The organism is Klebsiella sp. MS 92-3 (assembly GCF_000195655.1).
Taxonomy (GTDB): Bacteria; Pseudomonadota; Gammaproteobacteria; order Enterobacterales; family Enterobacteriaceae; genus Klebsiella; species Klebsiella pneumoniae.
On sequence record NZ_GL882808.1, the window covers coordinates 60,495 to 63,125 of the forward strand.

Annotated in this window: 3 protein-coding genes; 1 reads left to right on the plus strand and 2 read right to left on the minus strand. The window is 58.1% G+C overall.

Annotated elements, in window-relative coordinates; translation table 11 throughout:
- The first annotated feature begins 32 nt into the window (after window positions 1-32).
- A complete protein-coding gene (gene csiR / locus HMPREF9538_RS13715; RefSeq protein WP_020316540.1) occupies window positions 33-725 on the plus strand; it encodes a DNA-binding transcriptional regulator CsiR in 693 nt (230 codons plus the stop codon).
- Window positions 726-810: 85 nt separating this feature from the next.
- On the opposite strand, the gene crl is transcribed toward csiR, so the two are convergent.
- Complete coding sequence (crl, locus tag HMPREF9538_RS13710; protein ID WP_002889793.1) at window positions 811-1,209, minus strand: sigma factor-binding protein Crl; 399 nt, start codon at window positions 1,207-1,209, stop codon at window positions 811-813.
- A 57-nt stretch (window positions 1,210-1,266) separates the two neighbouring features.
- Window positions 1,267-2,511, minus strand: a complete 1,245-nt coding sequence (gene frsA / locus HMPREF9538_RS13705) for an esterase FrsA (protein ID WP_002889742.1) — start codon at window positions 2,509-2,511, stop codon at window positions 1,267-1,269.
- Between the last annotated feature and the right edge of the window lie 120 nt (window positions 2,512-2,631).

A 2,631-nucleotide genomic window follows, 5' to 3' on the forward strand; every position in this document is an offset into this window, starting at 1 on the left:
GCACGCCGGGAAGAGTATTCAGGAGTAAGAACATGACCGCCATTCCCCAGGCGACGGCCATTGACGGGTACCGTTGGTTGAAAAACGACATCATCCGCGGGGTCTACCAGCCCGATGAGAAGCTGCGAATGAGCCTGTTAACCTCGCGCTATGGCCTGGGGGTCGGTCCGCTGCGCGAGGCGCTCTCGCAGCTGGTGGCCGAGCGGCTGGTGACGGTGGTCAATCAGAAAGGCTATCGGGTGGCGCCCATGTCGGAACAGGAGCTACTCGATATCTTTGACGCGCGCGCCAACATGGAAGCCATGCTGGTGCGTCTCGCCATCGAACGCGGCGGCGACGAGTGGGAAGCGGAGCTGCTGGCCCGCACCCATCTGCTCAACAAGCTGGAATCGTGCGAAGCGAGTGAGCACCTACTCGATGAATGGGACCAGCGCCATCAGGCGTTTCACACCGCCATCGTCGCCGGCTGCGGTTCGCAGTATCTGCTGCAGATGCGCGAACGGCTGTTCGATCTGGCGGCGCGCTACCGCTTCATCTGGCTGCGCACCACCGTGCTGTCGGTGGAGATGCTGGAAGATAAGCATGTCCAGCATCAGACCCTGGTGGACGCTATTCTGGCGCGCGACGCCGAACAGGCCAGCGCGCTGATGCGTGAGCACTTACTGACTCCGATCCCGATTATTCAACAGGCGATGGCTGGCAAGCTGTCGCCGCAGGCAGGGTGAGTCAGATGGAGGGGTGGAAATTACGGGTATGGCGGCACGCATCTCCACGCCGCACGGGCGTGGAGAAATCGTATCCGTAGATCAATCAGGCTCGCAGGCGAACCGGCTCGCTGAAATCGTCGGCCGGTTCCAGCTTCAGATTAAAGGTGGTCAGCAGCGCTGCTGCGCGCTCGTGAAACTCGCGCAGCGTTTTTTCCAGCCTGTCGCTCACTTCCGGGTCGTCAATGTCGACCGCCTGCCATGATCCTTCCTTATTGAACAGGCCAAACTGGTAGCTATAGGTGAAACGTGACTCTTGTGCTTCCATTTCCATCCACCAGCCCCAGAATTCACGCTTCTCCGGTGCGGGCTTAACATTGACGCAAACTGCCAGGCAATCGAAAAAGAAACGGTTGTCATGGCACTGCTCTTCGCGAATGTAAGGCCCCAGCGCCGTGAATTTCTTGATCAACTTACTTTTCAGGTGTCCACTCGGTAACGTCATTGCGATCTCCTTTAGTGATGCAACTGTTTTACCAAACCAATAGAATTTAGCAATAAATTAACCAAATCTATGATTGATCCAGCGGGCGATCTGTCGCAATGCGTGATCAAAATTGCGATACACCGGGTTAAACGGGATCTCAAGCAGTTTGCCATCGGCAGATGACGAGGTGATTAACCGCGACTCCTCTTCGGGGCTGAACGGATCGTCCTTCCAGAAGCCGGAAAGCATCGGCGTCGGGCAACGGCGCCCCAGCAGTCCCTGGGTTTTTAACGAATAGCGGTTGAGCTCCACGCGTAGCGCTTCATCGGACGCATCATGCATGCCCAGCCGCGAAGCCAGCACGTCAAGATACATCTCCGGCACGCGCCCCTGATGCAGGGGATCCACCAGCAGACCATGAACGACCGGGCCCAGACAGGCTACAGCCTTCAGCCGCTGCGGCTCCAGATAGCCCAGACGCACCGCGATATTGGCGCCAAAGCGGAAGCCGAAAGCGGCGACCCGGGTATGGTCAATCCACGGCACATTTTCCAGATGGCGCAGCGCGTGCTGATGCAGCAGGCTGGTGTCCTGATTTAGCGTCCATTTTGACGAGAAGCCGATGGAGGGCATATCAATGGTCAGCATGGCAATGCCGAGCGGTGAGAAGTAGTTCTCATACAGGTTGTAATAATCGGTCTGCAGCGAGTCCAGCCCCCCGCACATCAGCACCGTCGGAAACGGCCCCTCGCCTTTCGGCATATGCAAAAAGCCGGTTATCGGCGAGCCGCCAGGGATGGTGAACTCCAGCTCGCGCAGCGAGCCCGGCAGCCGCTGGGCGGCTTCTTCATACGCCCGGTTGGCTAAAGCCTGCGCCTGTTCCGCCAGCTCATCGCCTTTAATATGCGGATAAGCGGCAATGCTATACAGGTTCGAGGCATGCAGCCAGTGGCGGCCGCTCAGCAAAGGATCGGCTTCCTGCCCGGCCTTTTGCTGCCACTGCATGGCTTCTTTCGCCCACTCGAAGATCCAGTTGCCGCCGCGATAGCCGATGACGGTATCGAACAGCTCAGGATCGGTTCGTTCGGCCTCGCTCATCACAATGCGCGCTTGCACATCGAGGATCTCCTGCGGAGTTACGCCGCGCCAGATCCACATCAAACGGTTGATCAGACGGTACCAGTGATCGACGTGATTGCCGCTCAGCGCCGACTGCATCGCCTGGGGTTTTCCGGCAGAAAACCGACGCACCAGCGTAGAAGTTTCGGGATGTTTGAAGCGAGGTTTAAACAGCGTTTCGCTGAGGTTAGCCTGTGACATGTGCAGTCTCCGTCGTAGTGCCACTCCGGATATTGTAACCTGCTAAAGGATAAAAAAAAAAAAACCCCCCCCCGCCCGCCGCCGGCGGCTTTTTACCCGAGGCAATACGCGCATTTACGG

Bases quoted from the DNA above. Each gene is read 5' to 3' on its own strand.
- csiR (WP_020316540.1), top strand. From the start codon at position 33: ATGACCGCCATTCCCCAGGCGACGGCCATTGACGGGTACCGTTGGTTG.
- crl (WP_002889793.1), bottom strand. From the start codon at position 1,209: ATGACGTTACCGAGTGGACACCTGAAAAGTAAGTTGATCAAGAAATTC.
- frsA (WP_002889742.1), bottom strand. From the start codon at position 2,511: ATGTCACAGGCTAACCTCAGCGAAACGCTGTTTAAACCTCGCTTCAAA.